The 15,436-nt window shown below is 36.5% G+C and carries 12 protein-coding genes; 10 read left to right on the top strand and 2 right to left on the bottom strand.

From position 1 onward, the window contains the following. Positions 1–58: 58 nt before the first annotated feature. Positions 59–2,011 carry an LTA synthase family protein gene (locus B1NLA3E_RS11535; RefSeq protein ID WP_015594017.1) on the bottom strand — a complete coding sequence of 651 codons (1,953 nt, stop codon included), beginning with the start codon at positions 2,009–2,011 and terminating at the stop codon, positions 59–61. A gap of 254 nt (positions 2,012–2,265) precedes the next feature. On the opposite strand from B1NLA3E_RS11535, the gene B1NLA3E_RS11530 reads away from it, so the two are divergent. From B1NLA3E_RS11530 to B1NLA3E_RS11505, 6 genes are all read left to right on the top strand, one after another. Continuing rightward, entirely contained in the window at positions 2,266–4,548 is a 2,283-nt protein-coding gene (locus B1NLA3E_RS11530; RefSeq protein ID WP_015594016.1) for an ATP-dependent DNA helicase, read from the top strand. A gap of 176 nt (positions 4,549–4,724) precedes the next feature. Continuing rightward, positions 4,725–5,732, top strand: coding sequence for a VanW family protein (locus B1NLA3E_RS11525; protein ID WP_041580477.1), 1,008 nt, complete (start codon positions 4,725–4,727; stop codon positions 5,730–5,732). Between the two features lie 232 nt (positions 5,733–5,964). Continuing rightward, positions 5,965–6,804, top strand: coding sequence for an EamA family transporter (locus tag B1NLA3E_RS11520; protein ID WP_015594014.1), 840 nt, complete (start codon positions 5,965–5,967; stop codon positions 6,802–6,804). A gap of 441 nt (positions 6,805–7,245) precedes the next feature. Next, entirely contained in the window at positions 7,246–7,731 is a 486-nt protein-coding gene (locus B1NLA3E_RS11515) for a nitroreductase family protein (RefSeq protein ID WP_041580476.1), read from the top strand. A 414-nt stretch (positions 7,732–8,145) separates the two neighbouring features. Beyond that, positions 8,146–8,532 carry a MarR family winged helix-turn-helix transcriptional regulator gene (locus B1NLA3E_RS11510; RefSeq protein WP_015594012.1) on the top strand — a complete coding sequence of 129 codons (387 nt, stop codon included), beginning with the start codon at positions 8,146–8,148 and terminating at the stop codon, positions 8,530–8,532. Positions 8,533–8,803: 271 nt separating this feature from the next. Continuing rightward, complete coding sequence (locus B1NLA3E_RS11505; RefSeq protein ID WP_015594011.1) at positions 8,804–9,241, top strand: hypothetical protein; 438 nt, start codon at positions 8,804–8,806, stop codon at positions 9,239–9,241. An 86-nt stretch (positions 9,242–9,327) separates the two neighbouring features. Here the strand turns inward: B1NLA3E_RS11505 and B1NLA3E_RS11500 are convergent, their stop codons facing one another. After that, on the bottom strand, positions 9,328–10,821 hold the full coding sequence (locus B1NLA3E_RS11500; protein WP_015594010.1) for a peptide MFS transporter: 1,494 nt from the start codon (positions 10,819–10,821) through the stop codon (positions 9,328–9,330). Positions 10,822–11,331: 510 nt separating this feature from the next. Here B1NLA3E_RS11500 and B1NLA3E_RS11495 point away from each other — a divergent pair. From B1NLA3E_RS11495 to recQ, 4 genes are all read left to right on the top strand, one after another. Continuing rightward, entirely contained in the window at positions 11,332–11,817 is a 486-nt protein-coding gene (locus B1NLA3E_RS11495; protein WP_015594009.1) for a PaaI family thioesterase, read from the top strand. Between the two features lie 243 nt (positions 11,818–12,060). Continuing rightward, on the top strand, positions 12,061–12,279 hold the full coding sequence (locus B1NLA3E_RS11490; RefSeq protein WP_015594008.1) for a hypothetical protein: 219 nt from the start codon (positions 12,061–12,063) through the stop codon (positions 12,277–12,279). Positions 12,280–12,502: 223 nt separating this feature from the next. Further along, positions 12,503–12,766, top strand: coding sequence for a hypothetical protein (locus tag B1NLA3E_RS11485; RefSeq protein WP_015594007.1), 264 nt, complete (start codon positions 12,503–12,505; stop codon positions 12,764–12,766). Positions 12,767–13,140: 374 nt separating this feature from the next. Next, complete coding sequence (recQ, locus tag B1NLA3E_RS11480) at positions 13,141–15,285, top strand: DNA helicase RecQ (protein ID WP_015594006.1); 2,145 nt, start codon at positions 13,141–13,143, stop codon at positions 15,283–15,285. Positions 15,286–15,436 lie beyond the last annotated feature (151 nt).

Below are 15,436 nucleotides of genomic sequence, written 5' to 3'. Positions count from 1 at the left end.
TGTTAACAAAGAAGGCTGTCTGAGCAAATTAACTCAGACAGCCTTCAATTTATATTACTTACTGATTGGAATTTATTCCTTGAGTAACTTGATAATTATATTTTGTTCTGTCAACTGGAACAAAGTTTTCAGGGGTGTAGAAACGTAATAAATCACCGTTGACTACTTCATCAGAAAGAGCTAATTTATGCTCTACACTTTCTTTCAATTTATTTGCCTCTTCGGTTTTGGCCTTTGCTAGTTCCATTCCTGTTTTTGAATCATAGAATTTGTCGTTAATAGACGTGATAGTAGAACTCACATAGTCTCCATTTCGGAAAGGTACTAAATCATTGTGCTGCTCAGATAATAGATCTGAACCAAACTGGATATAATCTTTTGTATCTGTTCCAAGTAAATGAAGAAGTGTTGGAAGGAGATCTGTTTGACCACCATAAGTGTGATTCACTCCACCCTGGACACCTGGTACACGAATGAATAATGGTACACGTTGTAAACCGGCATTTTCAAAAGGTGTTATCTCTTTTCCAAGAATTTGTGCCATTGCATCATTATGATTTTCTGAAATTCCATAATGGTCGCCGTACATTATAATAATGGAATGATCATATAAACCAGAACTCTTCAAGTAAACAAAGAATTGTTTTAAAGCCTCATCTGCATAACGCGCTGTTTGGAAGTACGAATCAACAGAAGCGTCACCAGTAGATGCAGGTGCTATTGTCGCATCTTTTTCATTAATTGGGTACGGAAAATGATTCGAAACGGTAATAAACTTTGTGTAAAATGGTTGTGGTAATGATTCCAAGAGTGGAATGGATTGCTCAAAGAACGGCTTATCCATTAGACCATACTCTGCTTGATCATCAGTACCCATTTTATAGTAATTTGAATCAAAAAACTTATTAAATCCAAACGATTTGTATATTTCATCTCGGTTCCAAAAGCTTCCTGAATTTCCGTGGAACACAGCAGATGTATAACCTTGCTGCCCTAATATAGCAGGGGCTGCTTGGAACGTATTTAAACCTTTTGTTGTATAAGCTGAACCTTGTGGTAATCCAAATAGAGAATTTTCTAACATAAATTCGGCATCAGACGTTTTACCTTGTGCTGTTTGATGAAAAAAATTATCAAAATAAAACGTATTTTTTTCACTCGTTAGTGAATTTAAAAATGGTGTTACTTCTTCACCATTTAATTTGTAATTAATAAGGAAGTTTTGCATTGATTCTAGATGTAAATATATTACATTCATTCCTTTTCCAGTACCGAAGTAAGCTGGATTAGGCTCAGCATAGTTAGATTGAGTGTAGTTAATGACTTCAGTTATGTCATTACTATCTGCCAAAACCCTTTGTGCCGATGCCTTTGTACTTTGAACAGCGTCATAAATCGTGTAATTGTACATACCTAAATATTTAACAATATAATTTCTATCAAATCCTCTTGTTAATAGTTGGGGACGGTCCGCCTCTGCTAAACCCAAATTTGCACTTGATATACCTAGAGCAAATAAAAATAAAGCAGCAACCCTTTGGCGGTTCATGTCTTTAACTTCAACTTTTACAAAACGAAATGATACTAGTGCGATTAGAACAATAATATCCAAAAAGAAAAAAATGTCATATGGTTTTAATAAAGAACCAACACTACCACTTACATCTCCAAAATTTTGGGTCTGAGTTAAAGTTGGTAAAGTAATAAAATCATTAAAGAATCGGTAATATAACACATTGGCATATAAAAGTAATGATAAAAGAAAATCTATAACAATCAACCCAACATACTTTTTTCTTCCTTTAAAAAAGGTAGCCAAGCCTAAAAATAATATAGCAGATCCTAAAGGATTAATTAATAAAAGAAACTTTTGGATAGAATTTTCAATTCCTAGGTCAAACTGTGTTAATTGAACAATATATGTTTTCATCCAAAGGAAGAATACAGCCAAAAAGAAAAAGCCCATATATTTATTGCAAACACTTTGACCCTTTTGAAATAAGCTATTCATTTTTGCACCCACCTTCGTTGTTTTGTATTAAATCATCGATAATTGAAAGAGCACCAGGATAATCTATAACCTATCATAACAGAAATATATGAACAATATATTAACAAGCTAAAAAAATGTAACACAAGAATATTAATATACTCCTTTTTTTTAAAATGTCAAATCGGTTAAATAAATATCCTTAAATATATCTGTTATACTTAAAACGCGAACAAATATTCTTATAAATGATGAATTAGCAAGCAGGTGATTTTGTGTCAGTAAATATTCAAATATCTGTCAGAACCCTTGTTGAACATGTGTTCAGAAGTGGAAGCATTGATACACGTTTTCGCTCACAATCGTCCCTTACAGAAGGAACGAGAATTCACCAAAAGATCCAAAAAACATATGGAGTGGGAGATTTAAAAGAAGTCTACCTCCGTGCACAAATTCCTTATGAAGCCTTAACCTTTATAATTGAAGGAAGATGTGATGGACTGTTATTTAGGAATGAATCGGTAATAGTTGATGAAATAAAGTCCTTCTCTCAACCACTAGAACAACTAGAATTGGATGGTTATCTGGTGCATTGGGCTCAAGCGAAGTTGTATGCGTATATGTATGCATTCGAGCATGGATTGAAGGAAATATCTGTTCAATTAACTTATGTTCACGTTGAGACAGAAACAAAACGATCCATGATTAGGCACTATTTTTTTTCTGAGTTAGAAACATTCATTATTGACGTAATAAAAACCTATGCACCGTATGCGTCGTTGCTGCAGGAGCATAGACTCAAACGAAATGAATCAATTAAAGAGATGGTTTTCCCGTATGATTCGTATCGCATCGGACAGCGGAAATTAGCGGGAGTTGTATATAAGTCTATTTTAGACGAAAAAAGTCTATTTGTTAAAGCCCCCACCGGGATTGGAAAGACCATATCGACGTTATTTCCTTCAGTTAAAGCAGTGGGAGAAGGCCACCTAAATCGGATTTTCTATCTCACCGCTAAAACGATAACCAGAAAAGCAGCTGAAGAAGCAATGAATCGAATGCGTTCCTGCGGTCTTCGTATGAATTCCTTAACAATTACCGCTAAGGACAAGGTTTGCTTTAAAGATGAAACGAACTGCCAGAAGGATTATTGTGAGTTTGCAAATGGCTATTATGACCGAATCAATGAAGCAATCGTGAATATTTTATCTAAAGAAGCGAGTTTGACAAGAGAAGTAATTGAGATTTATGCCCGTAAGCACACAGTTTGTCCCTTTGAATTTTCAATTGACCTTGCTTATACCGTGGATACGGTCATTTGTGATTACAATTATATATTCGACCCGCGTGTGTCATTAAAACGATTGTTTGAGGATCAAAAGAAGTCTACAGCTTTACTAGTTGATGAGGCCCATAATCTTGTTGATCGGGGTCGGGAAATGTTCTCAGCGCCGTTAAACAAAGAAATCTTCCTACAACTAAAAAAAGAATTCAAGGGTGTGAATAAAGAATTTTATCACGTAGTTAGTAAAATAAATTCATTGTTCATTTCTTTAAAAAAAGAGAATGACAATCACCATGAGTTTGTCATAGATAAATTGAATGTAGAGTTTATCGAACATCTCACTCATTTTGTCAACACTGCTGAACAAGTTCTTTTAATAGGAAATAATCCAATCAAAGCACTTTTAGATGTATATTTTATGGTTCAAAAATTCTTGAAAATTATTGAGATAGTGGACGAACATTATACAGTTTATGCTGAAAAAAATAAAAATGACTTAACACTAAAACTATTTTGTATTGACCCATCCAAACTTCTTAACCAAATGGGAAAAGGTTTTCGTTCAAAGGTTTTCTTTTCTGCTACACTAGCGCCACTCCCGTATTACCAAGATATTTTGGGAGGTGAAGAGGAAGATTTTTTGCTGTCCATTCCCTCACCATTCTCAGCCCAACAAGTAGACGTCTTTATTAATCCATTGTCCACACGCTACCGTGATCGAGATCGAACAAAGACCCCAATAGTTAACATGTTACAATCATTGATAAAAAACAGACCAGGGAATTATTTGACCTTTTTCCCTTCTTATCAATATTTAATGGATGTTTATGAGCAGTTCAAACATGTTGACGGAGAAACAAATACACTTATTCAAGAAGCTAGAATGAAAGAAGAAGAAAGGGAAGATTTTTTAGAATCCTTTAAGCCTAATCCGAAAGAGACATTAATTGCCTTCGCTGTCCTTGGGGGTGTTTTTTCGGAAGGAATAGATTTAGTTGGAGATCGATTAAATGGTGTGGTTGTTATCGGGGTGGGGTTGCCTCAGCTTTGTTTTGAAAGAAATTTGATCAAGGATCATTTTTCTCTCAAAGGCAAAAATGGATATGAATACGCTTATGTTTATCCAGGGATGAACAAGGTGTTACAAGCTGGAGGAAGGTTGATCCGATCGGAAGCTGATCGTGGAACAATTGTTCTTGTTGATGATAGATTTTTACAAAATCAGTATCAATCGCTTCTTCCAAAGGAATGGCAGCGATATACAATCATTTAATTTATTTTTTTAAGAAAATTCAAATTATTTAAAAAGTTTTTCATTTTTTGAAGGAATACCTTATTTAAGAACAGAATAAAATGGGAAATGGAAATGATTCCCTATGAATGATGTTTTGTTATTTTTATCGGACAAGGGTGTCAGTAAAAATAAAAGGGAAGCCGGTTGGGGGAAAAATGAATAAGCTTAAATGGATTATGGCAATTATTTTATTAGCTAGTTTAGTAGCGTTAACTGGATGTGCGGAAAAAACTGCCAAAGAAAAAATATTGGAGAAAAAAGTAGCTAATCTGGAAAAACAAATCGATCAAGAGAAACAAACCGGGGAAAATAAGACAAAAAATGAGGAACCAAAGCAAATTGTAGTGAATGTTGTTGATCCGAATACAAAAAGTAATATCAAAACTTTTGTACCGAAAGAAATGGGCTTTGGGACAGATGATGATAATTATAAAAGGGAGATCGAAAAAATATCAAAGGAGTTAGCTAAGGGAACAGATACTACACCTGGTTATGATGTTAGGAATACCCCAGATCGGATTGACGCAAATGGTCAGATTATTAAAGGAACGCCAAGAGTGATTCTTGAGGAAGTCTTGCTAACTCAGATGGTGATTGAGGCTTCTCAAAAGGGTGGCAATGTTGAATTACCTTTAACAGTAACCGAAAGTGGGTATAGGACAGAGGATGTTTCTCATTTAGGTGAAGTGGTGGTTGCTTCCTATACGACCAAATTTAATCCAAGTGTCGCGGGAAGAAATAAAAATATCGAATTGTCAGCACAGGCAATTAATAATGTCATTGTTGGTACGAATGATTATTTCTCTTTTAATACCACAGTTGGGCCAAGTGACGAAGCACACGGATATCAGCCGGCCCAAGAAGCGGTAGATGGAAAATTAATAATGGGAATTGGTGGAGGTATTTGTCAAACCTCATCTACACTATATAATGCCGTCGATCAGCTAGGTGTAAATTATATAGAAAAACATCATCATTCGGTAAATGTAGGGTATGTTCCGAGTGGAAGAGATGCAACGGTTTCGTATGGGGGAGTAGACTTTAGATTTCAGAACACAGCAGGTGCACCGTTTTTATTAAAAACAATTTTTGGAAATGGGACATTGACTGTGGAAGTGAGGACCTCCACACAATATCAAGGAGTCATAAAAAAGAGTGTCTAACTTTGAAGGTTAATCTGAGAAATAAGAAAAGCTGGCTTCCTAAATGGATAAAGCCAGCTTTTTTAATGCCGAATTATTTTTTTGAAAAATATAAATTAATATTTGTCAATTGATTATTATGTTTTTCTATTTAATAATCTCGCAATTGTTCGTTTTGTTGATTATACTAGAAAAGTATTGTATATGAGTGTATTGTATTTAATCAACGGAAAAGAAAGAGTGAAGGTAAAAAATGTGGTTTTTTGGGGCGATTTTGACAACCATTTGTTTTGGAATTAACAACACTATTTTTAAGTGGAGTACCGGGAAAGGCTATTCAAAAGTAAATCTCCAATTTTTCTTTTATTTATCGGCATTCATTATGACACTTGCTTATGGCATAGGATCTGGATCACTTCATATGAATCTTACAACGATTTTTCTTGGAGCACTAATTGGGGTATTGAACGCAAATGGAAATATTCAATTATCTAAAGCTTATGAAAAAGGACCTGCTAGTTTAACAGCCCCGATTATTGCGTCTAATGCTATTTTTCCAGTATTAAGTGCTGGACTGATTTTCCATGAACACATATCAAGTGTGCAATGGATTGGAATATTAATTATTCTATCGTCAGTGGTGGCCATCCAATACACCCCAAAACAATTAAAGGTAGATACAGATTACTCGGCGTGGATGTTTCGGATTTTGTTAGCCGTTCTTTCCTTTGGTATTTTAGGTGTATTAATGAAATTAACCACCTTTCTACATATTAGTTCGATCAATATATTAATCGCTATGTATGGAGGCGGCGGTGCCTATCTGCTCACGCTAATTATAAACGGGAAAGAAAAAATCTCTGCTCCTGTAGTTAAACTTGGCACTTTGGTCGGTGCAATTAGTGTTACAGGCTACAGTTGTTATTTCTTTGCGTTACAGAAGGGTATTGCAAGTATTGTTTTTCCAATAGTAAGTTTAAATTGTCTAGTCGTAGTATTTGTAGGATGTCTTCTTTTTAAAGAGAAATTACGATTCTATCAGCTTGTTGGAGTGTCGTCCGCTTTGGTTGGAATCATCCTTACGAAATTATAAGTCTCTGTTAAACTAGAATGTTGATTTCCGTTCCAGGCGCTTCGCTTTCCGCGGGGCGGGCGGTAAGCCTCCTCGGCGCTAAAGCGCCTGCGGGGTCTCACCTGTCCCGCTGCTCCCGCAGGAGTCTCGCGCCTTCCACTCCAATCAACATTGTTCAAAAATCAACCTTGAGCTTTAAAACAGCCAATTATAAAAAGAATTTTAGGCACGATACTTCATCTAGGGGTATCGTCTTTTTTATTTATCACTTTCTTAACATAGGCAAACATTAAACTCCTTTTTTGACATAAAGTATATAATGATTTGTTCGGACCTAGAAAAGAAATCAACTTTCTGTTGAATTTTGCATAACCGATAATGAGGTGCAATAATTGAACATAGATTCGTTGATAAAAAAAGATATATGGGCTAATTAAAATGAACAGAGGGGAAGAAAACAGGATGAATATTATGGACATTATTAAGACTCGTCGGACAATAAAAAAGTTTAAGTCAGACGGCATTAATCGTGCCGTGATCCTTTCATGGTTAAGCGCTGCAAGTATGGCACCAAATCACAGGATGACTGAGCCCTGGGAAATTGTTTTTATTGGAAGCGAAACGCGAGCAAACCTTCATCATAAAACAAACTTTGGCAATGCGCCAACTGTATTTGCAATCATCTCACAGCGTGGGAAAAATGAGGTAGAAAGGGAGGAAAATAGGTCTGCAACTTCTTGCTTCATTCAAAATTTTATGCTTGCTGCCTGGGCAGAAGGTGTGGGGACATTTTGGTCATCAATCGGAATCACACCAAAGAATCGCACCCTTCTAAATGTGCCTGATGATTATGACGTGATCGGTGTATTAGCCGTTGGATATCCAGAAGAGGTACCGGAAGCGAAGCCGAGGACACCAATTGAAGGGAAAATTCGTGAACTCTTTTGATTTTTTAATTTTAGTAGGGAAAGCTAGAATATTTTTCTCACTTGATAAATCTGATTATTTAATTTAAAAACCCAAAGTCCCATCACTAGGTGGGACTTTGGATACCATGTGTATTTCTTTATTTTGAAAAAATAATGATAAAAATACGTCTAATCATTTGCTGAAATGATAAAGTTTTATATTAAAGAAAATAGTTAACAAAAATCCTAGTGCAAAAATAATTTCACCAGTTAAGGAGTTTGGAGATAGATAATCCCATAGTTCCATGTTGAATCACCACCCTTTTTTGTCATTAATTCAGCAAAGCTTATATTTTCTTAAAAAAATCAAAATATATCTCAATGCGATATATCCTTCTGTTTTTATTATATCGTGGTAAGATATAATTATCAATATGAGAAAAGGGGAAATTTTTTGGATTCATTATTATCAAAGGAAGTGTATGAATACCTTGCTGAATTTAGATATCAGCTCCGAAAGTTTCAAAAATTTAGTGATTCAGCTGCGAGAAAACTTGGCCTTACTTCACAACAGCATCAATTAATGTTAGCCATTAAAGGTTTCCCTGGCAGAGATTTCGTCACTGCTCGGGAGTTAGCGGAACGATTGCAAATTACTCATCATGCGTGTGTCGGCCTAATTGACCGCTGTGAGGCATTGGGACTCGTACTTCGAAGACAGAATCCTGATGATGGTCGTAGTATTTTAATTGAAGTGACGCAACTCGGAATTGAAATCCTAGAACAGTTATCCGAAATACACCTTGAGGAAATAAAACGGATTGGGCTATTTAAAGAATAGGCTCTGTCTCAAATTGTCTCTCTAATCTTAGGAACATTAAGAGTGCCATCAAACTGCAAATAGATGAGTAAGAAAAGTGCCCGTTACCCAACTTTCCAATGGTGTATCAGGCACTTTTTTTTATTTAGTCATTGTTAAATAATGTTGTTGAGGAGCCAATATTTACATCATAAATTTTCTTACTTTTATAAAGAATAAGTATAGGGATGTCATTCTAATTAATATTTTCCCTTTGTGATTTCTATCCATAAGCAAATATGAGGTGATTAGCTTGAATCGGGTTGGGAAATATGCAGTTAGTGGAGAGGTGGACGAGCTCCTCCTAATGAATATGGTTTTTGAACTCTCAGAAAAAGAAAGAATGATTATGTGGTCAGAAGGTTATATAGATTTGATTATTGAAAAATTACCTGTCTTTGCACGAGATATTTTAGAAAATCGGAAGGAAAAGTGGGAAGACACTAAGGCATACATTATAGATACCCTTAATCAAATTTCAGGCCAAAGGGATTTTTTAGAAAGAATGAACGGGGAACGCAAGCAATTTGCTATTTTTGTCATCGAGCATTATCGGGTTTATCAATCATTATTGTTTTTAATGTATGATGGGAATTTAAAAGATGAAGATGTAAGGAAATTTGTTTATCGGCATAGATTTGGAGCAGGAAAATATTCACTAAAATGGACGATTCAAGGAAGTTCATTCTAGAAATATACAAAAAAAGAGGCGCCTGCCCGACTACTTCATTAATATAAATGAAGATAGCCGGAGTCAGACACCAACAGGTTATTTTATTATCTTACACCCTTCATAAGGCCCTGAATCTTTGGAGCGAACAAGAATAGGATTACACCCAAAACGATAGATGCCCCACCTATAACACCGAAGTAGGTCATTTCAGTTGCAGGTGAATAAAATTTAACCATCTGGGCATTTAGAGCCTGAGCGGCTGCGTTAGATAAGAACCATAAGCTCATCGTTTGTGCAGAGAATGCTGCAGGAGCTAATTTTGTTGTGGCAGATAGTCCAACAGGTGATAAACATAATTCACCAAGTACACAGACTAAATAACTAAGTACAAGCCACATTGGGTTTACTAAAGAATTAGATCCACCAAGGTAAGCAGGTAATAGAATGATAATGAATGATAAACCAGAGAACAATAAACCTAATGAGAATTTTTGCGGTATGGTTGGTTGTTTCTTGTCTAACTTAACCCATAACCAGGCAAAAACTGGTGCTAACGTAATAATAAATAGAGGGTTTAGCGATTGGAACCAAGCTGGTGATATATGCATACCAGCGAAGTCCAATTGGGTGCGTTTATCAGCGTAACTTGCTAGAATCGTTGAACCTTGCTCTTGAATTGCCCAGAACATAACAGATGCAAGAAAAAGCGGGATATAGGCAATGATTCTAGACCGCTCTACAGCCGTCGTTTTAGGACTGCGGTACATCACCACAAAGTAGATAGTTGGAATCAAGAATCCAAGAATCCCAACTACCGTAACAAAAAAGTCGAAGGTTAGAATTCCGGTTTGAATTGCAATAGCTATCAAAATCGCAAAAATTAACAGACCCAATCCAATGTAAGTATAGACTTTTTTCTTTTCAGATGGGGATAGCGGATTGGCAATTGTTTTGCCCGCAAGACCTAGGTTTTTTTTCTTTGTTAGAATAAAGACGACTAAGCCTAAGAACATACCGACTGCTGCTATACCGAATCCAAGGTGGAAATTGTAATTCATTCCCACGGTTCCGACAACCAGTGGAGATAAGAAACCTCCCAAGTTAATCGCCATATAGAAAATACTAAAACCAGCATCACGGCGGCGGTCTTCGATACTATAAATTTCACCAACAATACTAGATACGTTTGGTTTAAGTAAACCAGTACCAATAATAATTAAGACCATCGAAATAAAGAACATTGAAACACTTCCAGGTATAGCTAAAAAGATATGCCCGAACATGATTGAGATTCCACCGTAAAATACGGCTTTTGATGTTCCGAATATTCTATCTGCTAACCATCCGCCGATAATTCCAGACATATAAACTAGCGAGCCGTAAATTGACACGATCGAAAGTGCAAGGGTTTCATCTATCCCCAATCCACCTTTGGTGACTTTGTAATACATATAGTACACGAGGATGGCTTTCATTCCATAGTATGAGAAACGCTCCCAGAATTCAGTGAAGAAAAGTGTGAATAAGCCCATAGGTTGTCCTAAGAACCCTTTTTGCGGAACACTATCCACAATCTTCTGTCTATTTTGGTTTGACATGATACTACCTCCTTATTATTCTACTATATTACTTTCGGCGGTATTAACTTGTCAAAAACAATTTTTGTTAATGAAGTTGATTATGTTTAAAAACCTTTATACATTATGGATTTGAGAATGTTGGTTCAGAAAAAGAAAGTTTTTTTAAAAAAATAAAGCTATTTTGATAAAATAAAATACCTTTCCCCTAGTAAAGGAAAAGTGAATTATATAATAATTAGGCAAGGTTAAACTAAAATGTTGATTTCCGTTCCAGGCACTCGCTTTCCGCGGGGCGGGCGGTGAGCCTCCTCGGTTAAGCGCCTGTGGGGTCTCACCTGTCCCGCTGCTCCCGCAGGAGTCTTCGTGCCTTCCACTCCAATCAACATTGTGAAAAAATCAACATTGAGATTTAACACAGCCAATCATTAAAAAGAGGTTTGATTAATAAGATTGTGTCCATATTTTTTTTTGACGAAGTACCATCTTGTGCTAAATGTGTTATAATATTCTGAAAAAGGAGGGAGATAGATGGAAGAGACAATAGTTAAGGCAATTCAAGATGAGTACCCTGATGATTTTGCATGGTGTTATGGATGTGGACGATTAAATGAAAAGGGACATCAATTTCGAACAGGTTGGCAAGGGGAGAAAACTGTGACGATTTACACCCCGGAACCAGAACATACAGCCTTACCTGGTTTTGTTTATGGTGGGATCGTTGCGTCATTGATAGACTGCCATGGGACAGGCTCAGCAGGGTTAGCTCTACATAGGAAGAATGGTCATGAAGTTGGTGAAGGGGCAGAACCGCCACGTTTTGTAACCGCTTCCTTGCGTGTAGACTTTGTAAAACCTACCCCACATGGCGTTGACCTAAAAGCTGTGGGAACGGTGGAAGAGATTCATCCCAAGAAGTTTAAAGTGACGACAGAGGTTTTTGCTAAAGATGTTCTTTGTGCTCGTGGAGAAGTCATTGCTGTGGTAATGCCAAGTACTTTTTTGAAAAAAGATTAGATAAAGATAAATACCCAAAAGCAGGAGTGACTCAGATCCTGCTTTTTGCTTGTAAAAAATGCTATGGCAGTTGCTTATTTTTCGTCTAGTTATTTCGCACTTTCAAAACCCAATTACTGTGTGGTAAGTCATTGTTGATTCTGGTGATCTTATTTTAAAATTATATAGAAAAAGTAAATGAATCATAAGAAATTAACAGGCCATCGAAGCTAAGGGAAACAAACATTTTGGGGGAGAAGGCAAATGATTAGAATCGTAGTAGCGAGTGTTATAGGATTTATTCTTATTTTTATCGAATCGATGATTGTAATGAAACTAAAAGGTTATGAAACCATTGAATATGGAGGATTGGCACCTTTCCTAAACATTTGGGCGATGAATTTCTTCTTCGTATTTGCGATACTCACTCAATTAACCAATTGGTATGAAAACAAGAAAAATTTGGAGAATAATAGCTATTAACCTTAATTGGTATATATGATTAGACAAATAACCATGCGCATTACTCAGAAAATTTTTCGGAGAGATGCGCTATTTTTATATTATTTTATTTGGAAAGTGCCTGTGCAGCAGCGTCACAAAGCTAATAAAATAGTATAATTAAGATAAGAAGACATCTTGGTTAAGCAAATGAAGTATTCATAAAAAATCGACATTAAGATAAAAGACTAAGGAGGGGGTACAAATGGAATTCTTTCTGTTAGGCTTTAGCTTTGGGGATTGGGGTCTCTACTTGGTTGGTTTTATCTTATGGGGATTAATTATAGCGTCTGGTATATTATTGACTTGGGGTTTTTGGAAAAAATCCTGGAAAGCTTTCTTGATATGTGGTTGTACGGTATTGATTCCATCCATTATCATTTCAACCCAACCAGGTTGGTTAAGATTGTCTGTTTTAGTTCCTTTGATTGCCTTTGGTCTTGCCTTTTATATGAAAAAAAAGCAATAAGTCCTTTATAGTCTCAAATAAGCTTACATCCAATAATGATGGAATTTAAATGAAGGGAATCTTGGCATTATATGCTTTGATTCCTTTTATATCTTAGGCTCTGTTAAACTCGAATGTTGATTTCCGTTCCAGGCGCTTCGCGCACCTTAGGGGCGGGCGGTAAGCCTCCTCGGCGCTAAAGCGCCTGCGGGGTCTCACCTGTCCCGCTGTTCCCGCAGGAGTCTCGCGCCTTCCACTCCAATCAACATTGTTTAAAAATCAACCTTTAGCTTTAACACAACCATATCTTAAAAACAAACACATTCCAAAGGAAATCACGGTATAATGAAAGAAATAAAACCACTAGTCTCCTAGTATAAGAGGAGGAACCATACTTGTTACAAACAGCCCAACAAATATTAAAAACCCACTTTGGTTACGATGAATTCCGTCCTGGTCAAAAAATGACCCTTGAACACGTATTCTCAGGCCAAAACAGCTTATGTGTCATGCCAACTGGAGGAGGAAAATCCCTCTGTTTTCAAATCCCTGCACTTGTTTTTTCAGGGACAACCATCGTTATCTCCCCACTCATTTCTTTAATGAAGGATCAAGTCGATACTCTTCAACAACTGGGGATTGCGGCTACCTATATTAATAGCAGCCTAACAACAAATGAAATCCAAGAACGAATGATGCAAGCAAGGCAAGGAGTGTATAAGTTACTGTATATCTCTCCAGAACGACTGGAGTCTGGTTTATTTTTACAAGAGTTAGGGGAATTAGAAATCCCACTAATCGCTGTCGATGAGGCACATTGTATTTCACAGTGGGGACATGATTTTCGCCCAAGTTATATGTACATTTCTAGCATTCTTAATCACATCCAAACAAAGCCGATTATACTGGCACTAACGGCTACTGCAACAGCACAAGTTCGTCAGGATATCAGTCAGTCATTAAATATTGAACATGAAGTTGTGACCAGTTTCGAGCGCAACAATCTTTCTTTTTCAGTGGTTAAGGGTCAGGATCGCGACCGATATTTACTTGATTATGTGAAAAAGAATGATAAGGAATCAGGAATTATTTATGCAGCAACACGGAAAACAGTCGACCAGCTATATCAAGAATTAGTAAAAGCGAAAGTAAAAGTGGCACGCTACCATGCAGGTCTTAGTGATAAAGAGCGGCTAGAACAACAAAATGCTTTTTTGCTGGATGAAAAGCCTTTGATGGTCGCTACTTCAGCGTTTGGGATGGGAATTGACAAGTCCAACGTCCGATATGTCATACATTACCAAATGCCGAGAAATATGGAGAGTTATTACCAAGAGGCAGGTAGAGCAGGGCGAGATGGTCTCGATAGTACTTGTATTTTGTTGTATGGGCCAGGTGACACGCAAATTCACCGTTTTTTAATTGATCAGACCTTGGAACGGAATAGAATCCCATTGGAGTTAGAAAAACTTAATCAAATGGTTGGATATTGCCATACTGAAAATTGTCTTCAATCTTGGATTGTGGAGTATTTTAATGAGGCATCAGCTGGGAGTTGCGGTCGTTGCAGTAATTGCACGGACACAAGAGAGGCGGTTGATGTTTCAAAGGAAGCTCAAATCGTTCTTTCGTGTATTGTGAGAATGGGGCAACGATTTGGAAAAGCTGCTGTTGCCAAAGTCCTGACAGGTTCAAAAAGTAAAACCATAACACAATTCAATTTTGACAAGCTATCCACATATGGAATGCTACAAACAAAAAGTGCAAAGGATGTCACCGATTTTATTGATTATTTAATAACTGAAGATATCATTGGCATTGAAAACGGGCAGTATCCAACTATTTATGTGACTTCAAAAGGAAGAGAAGTGCTTATAGGAAATCAATCCGTTTCTCGAAAAGAGGAAATCCAAGCTAAAACGATTTCTAAGGCGGATCCATTATTCGAAGAGTTGCGACTGTTGCGGAAAAGTATTGCGGATCATGAAAAAGTACCGCCATTTGTGATTTTTTCCGATACCAGCTTACAGGATATGTGCCTAAGACTTCCGAAATCCAATGAAGAGTTTTTAAATGTTAAAGGTGTCGGTGCACATAAATTAGAAAAGTATGGACTCGAATTCATTCAAGCAATCCGGATATTTTGCGAAAGTAATCCTCACAGAATAACAGAAGACAAGACTGATAGTGAAGTTGAAAAAGGAAAAACGAAAAAAAGAGAACCAAAAGATCCTGATGGAAGACCTTCACATTTAGTAAGTTATGATTTGTATTCCTCAGGAGCAACCATTTCGCAAATTTCTAAGGAACGAAATTTGTCTGTTATCACCATACAAAGCCACTTATTAAGAAGTGCTGAGGAAGGGCAATTTATCAATTGGGAAAAAGAGCTTCCAAGCGATTGTCGACCATTAATAGAAGCTGCCATTGCCGAAGCGGGGACTGACAAATTGAAACCGATAAAAGAGCTGTTACCTGCAGAGATCAGTTATTTTATGATTCAGGCGTTTTTTTTCTTGCGAAATTCAGCTAATAATTAGATTTTAAGAAATTGGCCCGATTGCATCACTGTGATCTGGGCCTTTTGTTTTTTTAGTTGTACAAAATTTAATTTTTCTAGAAAAGTTTTAATTTTATTAATTGTTATAGTACAGTGTGTTATAATTTACACATAAACAGAAAATTCTATCT

It is taken from the genome of Bacillus sp. 1NLA3E (assembly GCF_000242895.2).
Lineage (GTDB): Bacteria > Bacillota > Bacilli > Bacillales > Cytobacillaceae > Bacillus_BU.
Note: the sequence above shows the minus strand (reverse complement) of the source record. Positions and strands in the feature narration are given on the sequence as shown.